This is a genomic window from Robiginitalea sp., from assembly GCF_049588695.1.
GTDB lineage: Bacteria > Bacteroidota > Bacteroidia > Flavobacteriales > Flavobacteriaceae > Robiginitalea.
In genome coordinates, this window is the sequence record NZ_JBAVZJ010000455.1 from 1 (window position 1) to 6274 (window position 6274).

At 48.9% G+C, this 6274-nt stretch carries 6 protein-coding genes; 1 reads left to right on the forward strand and 5 read right to left on the reverse strand.

The window, feature by feature from the left end; genetic code table 11:
- The 4 genes from WBV75_RS10710 to WBV75_RS10725 form a co-directional block, all read right to left on the reverse strand.
- A partial coding sequence (locus WBV75_RS10710) for a GTP 3',8-cyclase MoaA (RefSeq protein WP_424120605.1) occupies nucleotides 1-746 on the reverse strand: 746 nt, incomplete at its 3' end.
- A gap of 10 nt (nucleotides 747-756) precedes the next feature.
- A complete protein-coding gene (moaD, locus tag WBV75_RS10715; RefSeq protein WP_424120601.1) occupies nucleotides 757-1002 on the reverse strand; it encodes a molybdopterin converting factor subunit 1 in 246 nt (81 codons plus the stop codon).
- A gap of 1 nt (nucleotide 1003) precedes the next feature.
- Nucleotides 1004-3175: a molybdopterin cofactor-binding domain-containing protein gene (locus tag WBV75_RS10720; protein ID WP_424120602.1), complete on the reverse strand. Its 2172-nt coding sequence runs from the start codon at nucleotides 3173-3175 to the stop codon at nucleotides 1004-1006.
- A gap of 45 nt (nucleotides 3176-3220) precedes the next feature.
- A complete protein-coding gene (locus WBV75_RS10725) occupies nucleotides 3221-3685 on the reverse strand; it encodes a (2Fe-2S)-binding protein (RefSeq protein ID WP_424120603.1) in 465 nt (154 codons plus the stop codon).
- Between the two features lie 200 nt (nucleotides 3686-3885).
- Here WBV75_RS10725 and WBV75_RS10730 point away from each other — a divergent pair, with 200 nt between their 5' ends.
- Nucleotides 3886-4986, forward strand: a complete 1101-nt coding sequence (locus WBV75_RS10730) for a VWA domain-containing protein (protein ID WP_424120606.1) — start codon at nucleotides 3886-3888, stop codon at nucleotides 4984-4986.
- A 12-nt stretch (nucleotides 4987-4998) separates the two neighbouring features.
- On the opposite strand, the gene WBV75_RS10735 is transcribed toward WBV75_RS10730, so the two are convergent.
- Nucleotides 4999-6274, reverse strand: a 1276-nt coding sequence (locus tag WBV75_RS10735; RefSeq protein WP_424120604.1) for a M14 family metallopeptidase, incomplete at its 5' end; no start/stop codon positions are given.

Consider the following 6274-nt stretch of genomic DNA (forward strand, 5'->3'; position numbering starts at 1 on the left):
GAGAAGGAAGGAATGATTCCAAAAGACCCCTTGTGGCCAGGGATTTTGTAGTTGACTGAAGTAGAGGTCAGCGGTGCGGGTAATTTCTCAAATTCAGGGTATTTGCTCCGAATATGTTCCAAAATCTTTTTGTGGTTCCACTTCAGGGACCTGAAGTCTTTGCTGCCTCCGTTAAAGGGCATCTCTTCGAGGAAGCGTACCCGTACGGGATGCTTTTGTGCAAAAGCGATCATATCAAGGATATCCCCCTCATTCTGGTCTTCCAGGACGATAAAGTTAATACGTGCTTCAATTTTTGAGGAGATCAGCCGCAAAAGGTTCTTCCGAACTACATCAAACTGGTCCCGTCGTGTGATTCGCTCAAACGTTTCCCTCTGAATAGCGTCCAGACTTACATTGACACTGTGAATACCCATTACCTCCAAATCGTCGATATAAGGACCGATTAAAGTGGCATTGCTAGTAATGGAAATCTCCTTGAAAGCATCCAGATTTGTCATATAGGCCAGGAGGTCCATCAAACCCTTTCGGACAAAAGGTTCCCCCCCTGTAATCCGAATTTTGTCCACCCCGAGGGAGGCCAGCATATCCGAAAGTTTTTTCATTTCATCTATGCTGAGCAGGGAACTGTTTTTTTCAAAAGTTATTCCCGACTCGGGCATGCAATAATTACAGCGCAGGTTACAGCGGTCAGTAACAGCAAGCCTTACATAATTGATGACGCGATTGTGGTTGTCGATCAGCATAGTCTTCACACTAGCCCCCGCTTACCGGGGGAATTAGGGCAATCTCATCCTTATTTCCAAGGGGGTGGTTTTCTTCGGCGTATTGCTGGTTGACCGCTACAGCGAGTGAAGTCAACTCGGCCAATTTGGGGTATTCCATCGAAAGATGCTTTTTTAGGTCGCCTACGGTTTGAATACCTGCTGCAATTTGCGCATTAAGATCTATACTGCTACACTTTACAATATCCCGTGTCACCCCAAAAAGAAGTACTCTCATATCAACCGATAATTTCTTTTGCGGGAATCTGTAAGTCCTTCAGTTCTTTGAGAAAGGGTTGATTGTACAGGCGTTTTCCCGTTGCAGCCTTGATCGCATTGGCAACTGCTGCTCCGGCCGGTGGCAGTGCAGGTTCGCCCAGTCCGGTCGGAGATTCGGTATTCTTTATAAAATGCGTTTCCACCCGGGGAATCTCTTTCATTCGAATTAACCGGTACCCGTCAAAATTCAGGTTCTCAGGGGCTCCGCCCGTAAAGGCAAAATCGCCGTACATGGCGTGACCAATACCGTCAATCACCCCTCCTTCTACCTGGTTTCGCGCCCCAAGCGGGTTGACTACAATTCCACAGTCTACCACACAGACCACCCGTTTTACAACGGGCCGGCCCCCTTCGATCACAACATCGGCTACTTCGGCCACATGGCTGTTATGGCAGTAATAGGCAGAAAAACCCTGGTAAACGCCATCGGGGGCACTACCCCACCCCGATTTTTCGACAGCCGTCCGAATCACCTGCTGCATCCGCTGAGGGGAGTATTGAATACGGTCATCCGTAGTGCCTTTGACGTTTTCCAAAAGATCCAGTCGCAACTGAATACGGTCTGTCTCCATAAGCTCCGCCAGCTCGTCAAAGAAAGACTGTTCGGCAAAAGCCAGGAAGTTCGTATACGGGGCGCGCCAGGCCCCTGTAGTGATTTTACTGTCGAATTTTGCCACATCCACCTGATAATTCTCCAGGGCACCCGCCGGGAAAAAATTAGGGATCAGGCCGTACATATTTGAATTTATAGAGGCCTCTTTCAAATGGTATCCCGTAATTTCTCCATCCTTTACACTAGCTGCGATCCTGTATTTTATCGCCGGGCGGTAAATACCATCGGCCATATCGTCCTCCCTTGAAAATACGACCTGGACAGGTTTTTTCGTAAGATTCGAAATTTCCGCAGCCTCTATGGCAAAATCCCCATACAGGCGCCTTCCAAACCCTCCCCCCTGACGGGTCATTTCCAGATGAATATCTGCGACATCCCGTTCCAATACTTCAGCAATACGATTCGCAGTACCTTCAGGAGTTTGAATTGGTCCCACCAGATGGATCTTTTCGGAGGTAACATCCGCAAAAAAGTTCATGGGTTCCATGCAATTATGGGGAAGAAACGGAGACTCATAAGTACGCTCCAGTACAAAATCCGCCTTTGCGAAAGCCTTTTTAACATCCCCATCCTTTCTCAGGGTCTCAAATGAATTCCCGTCTAAAAGGCCGGTTAAGATTTTATGATGTTCCGCAGTACTCTCTAGGGAAGTATCTGATTTCCAGGAGAGTTTTAATGCTTTTTTACCTTTCATGGCAGTCCAGGTATCTGTGGCCAGGACCGCAACTTTATCGCCGAAGCGAACGACCTCCTTCACCCCGGATATCGCACGGGCCTCTGAATCGTCGAAGGAATCCAGTGTTTGTCCGAAAGCCGGTGGTCGGGCCACACAGGCGTAAGACATCCCCTCTTTTTTATAATCCAAACCAAATAATGGTTTGCCTGTCACAATTTCATCAATATCCACGTTCCCGATTTCCTGTCCTATAATATGGAATTCCGAAACCGGTTTCAGCTTTACATCTTCCGGGATTTCCAATCGGGCTGCCTCGTTTACGACATCCCCATAAGTCAGGGTTTCTCCCTTGGCATTGGTAATGATCCCTTTATCTGAGCTGCACTCAGAGGGGTCGACACCCCACTTGGCCGCGGCCGCATTAACCAGCATCTGACGGGCAGTGGCCCCAGTTTGTCGAAGGGGTTCCCAACCCTGCCGTATAGACTGACTGCCACCGGCCACCTGCCGTGTGTAATTCTTGGAATCCAGGGGTGCCTGAACGACGTGCACATCTTTCCATTCCACATCAAGTTCCTCGGCAATGATCATGGGCATTGAGGTTTTAACCCCCTGCCCGATTTCCGGGTTTGGGGAAAAAATAGTCACAGCCCCGTTATCCGCAATCTTTATAAAGGCATTAAAATCATTGTAGTTCAGGTCTGCCAGATCTACAGCGGGTTCCGCACCGGGCTTACAGGACTCAAAAAATGTAAAACCAATCAGGAGCCCTCCCCCGGCCAGGGAAGTGGCCTTCATAAAATCCCTTCTGCTAAAGCCTTGTTCGTTCTTGTTATTTGACATTTGAGAATCTGTTTAAGTCTTTCTGTTTATTTATTTTTCTACCCCTCAGGATTGTGATTCCCTGGCGGCAAGAGCTACCGCCTCGTGAATCCTCTGGTACGAGGCACAACGGCAAAGATTTCCGTTCATAGCTTCTTTGATTTCCACCTCGGTAGGATTCGGGTTGGACTCCAGTAGTGCGGCCGCAGACATGATCTGCCCTGCCTGGCAATATCCGCATTGAGGCACATCTACGGTCTTCCAGGCTTTCTGCAATGGGTGCGATCCGTCTTCTGAAAGGCCTTCAATGGTTTTAATTTCACCGTCCCCAACCTGCCCGATTGGCATGACACAACTCCGCACCGGGCTACCGTTCACATGCACCGTACAAGTGCCGCAAAGCGCAATTCCGCATCCGTACTTGGTACCCGCGAGGTCCAGATGATCTCTTAAAACCCACAGTAAAGGGGTATCAGCACTCACTTCAACTGAATGGGATTTCCCATTGACCTTGATAGAATAATTTGGCATGGATAGATTTTTTATGCGTGATTACGCTTAAAAATACCAAAAATTTAGGTGATGCCCGGTGAATTTAACAGGATTTTGTTCTGAACGTAACCCTAGAGGCCCGGATCTACCACTCCGTTTATTCCCCTGTGAATTTAATTCCCATATACTAGGATTCTGAAAAGGCCGTTTTCCTTCAAACGAACAAACCCATGAAAATGATGACTTATTTTAAAAGAGCACTGGTAGCATTTAGTGTTTTGACTGCCTTTTCTTTGGCTGTTTCCTGTGGAAATTCTGATGACGACGTCCGGTTTGATCCAAATCTGGACAACGACCTGGGGCTGGGGCAGAGCGTAGACGATTGTATCGATTTGGGCAGCAATGAATTGTTGCTATCCATTCAGGATGAATTCACGACCCTGCCCGGGAAAGTATCCGTATTTTTCAGGGTTACGGATGTGACAGGAAATCCTGTGGCCGGCCTGACGGCCAACCAATTTACAATCTATGAACAAGGCCGCAATGACGATTGTTTCAGGACGATCTCCCCATCGGAATCCCAAGCGCGGATTTCACCCAATTCACAAGTCTTTACCAACCATACCCTCTTAGTCCTGGACCTGAGTAATAGTGTGCTGAGTTCGAGTTTATCTGAATTAAAATCCGCGTCCAGCAGCTTTATCAATAACGTGATGGACGGTTCGGAATCCGATTCCTTCCAGATGGCGATCTATTGGTTTGACGGGCAGGACGAACTGCATGAGTTAGAGGCCCTGACGGCTTCACGGGAAGCCCTATTGGCGGCCATTGACGGAATAACCACCGATATAAGCAGCGACCCCTCGACGGATCTTTACGGCGCGGTGATCAAAAGTACAGATGTGGCTGAGGCCCTTTTGGAAGACAGTCTAGAGAATAGCACCATTGGAGCCGCTTCCGTAGTCCTTTTTACAGACGGGACGGACCAGGCCTCACGTTACCGGGAACGGGATGCCCTGGACAAGGTGGCAGATGCCGATTCCAATATTTCCTTTTTTACCATTGGGCTGGGTACCGAGATCGATACGCAGATCCTGGAGTCGGTGGGGAAAACCTTTAGTGTTTTTGCGGGAAATAAAGAGGAACTCGAAACCACGTTCAACCAGCTATCTCAAAAAGTGTCTGAGCGGGCCAACAGCTTCTACCTCTTTGAGTACTGCAGCCCGAAACGCGACGGTAGTGGTGAAAACAACCTGGTGATCCAGGTCCTCAGGGGAAGCCAGCAGGGAGCCGTTCAAACCCAGTTTGATGCCAGTGGATTTACGGGGGGCTGCCAGTAAGTGCAATCTGCTTTATCTGTAGATCATACTGTTTTTCCCATTCCCCTCACGGGAGGAAAGATTATAGAGGAATCCATTGACCACTGCGTATTTTGGCCCATCTTCTTTAGATAGGATAAACGTGGGGTTCATCCCCACACCCAGTCGCAACTCGGCGGGTTTAAACGTTGAGGAAATTAAATGCACAGGGTAAGGAGAATTGATATGCTCTTTAGGAAGGTCAGCCACCCGGACATAGGCCACTCCTTCCTGAAGCAGGCTCCAGAAGTCCAGTTTTTCAACAGACTTCATATCGGGCATCACCTCGGGATATACCTTTGCCTGCTCCAGGTGATAGCCCGCGGCATCGAGGGTCTGATATCCGTAGTAGGTGGAGAGATCTCCGAGGTCCACCACCCTGCTGCTGTACCAGAAATCGTCATGAGAGGCGTCATCGACCTCCGGCCTCTGGATTCCGATATCCATAAGGTACTCCTGACCTAAAAGCGGATAAGTAACCCGTTCTATTTTCAAATCGAAGAGTTTGCGATCGTTTTCCGGAATGGATTCATATCCCTCGAGAGTCATATTTTCATAAGACCCCGTGGCTATGGTATAGATGGCGGAAAGAATGGAGACGTAGTTCAGTTTACGGATTTCCTGCTTCTCCACATCTTCCGGATACCCGCCCGATTCAATGAGAATGGCACTCGTGCCCCATTTTTGGATATTGTCGCCAAAGGCCCTGGGCTCAAAATCATCGTTGTATTTCCCGACCTGCCCGGGGGCGTACTTCTGTAGGATTCCATTCATATACCCAATGACCTTCATGGCATTGGCCCGCACGGTGTTGATCTCCTTTTCGTAGTTGTAGGCAGGTGCCAGATAGGAAATTGTAGCCGGTTTTGCAGTCCTTTCGGCGTTGTAATATGTGCTCTGATCGTGCAGGTTAAAACCGAACTCGGCCTCGAGGCTATCCCTTACACCCTTCAGCGTTCGTCCTTCGGGAGATTGCAGGCGTAAAGCATCCCTATTGATATCGATCCCCAACGCATTGCGTCGGGCAAAGACTTCTGCCCCATCCGGATTGAGCATGGGTAAAAAATGCAACCGCACAGATTCAAGGATGGCGCTTTTTTCAGTCCCCTGGTCCGGGGAAGCCAGAAAATTCAAAATATCAAAAATAGCCTGGGTAGCCGTAGGTTCGTTTCCATGCATTTGAGACCAAAGAAAGACATCTGTATCTCCCTTGCCAATGCTGATCAGCCGAAGCGGCCTGCCTTCAATGGACCGTCCCACTGTATGAACG

Coding starts and splice junctions, on each gene's coding strand:
- moaD (WP_424120601.1), bottom strand. CDS start 1,002: ATGAGAGTACTTCTTTTTGGGGTGACACGGGATATTGTAAAGTGTAGC.
- WBV75_RS10720 (WP_424120602.1), bottom strand. CDS start 3,175: ATGTCAAATAACAAGAACGAACAAGGCTTTAGCAGAAGGGATTTTATG.
- WBV75_RS10725 (WP_424120603.1), bottom strand. CDS start 3,685: ATGCCAAATTATTCTATCAAGGTCAATGGGAAATCCCATTCAGTTGAA.
- WBV75_RS10730 (WP_424120606.1), top strand. CDS start 3,886: ATGACTTATTTTAAAAGAGCACTGGTAGCATTTAGTGTTTTGACTGCC.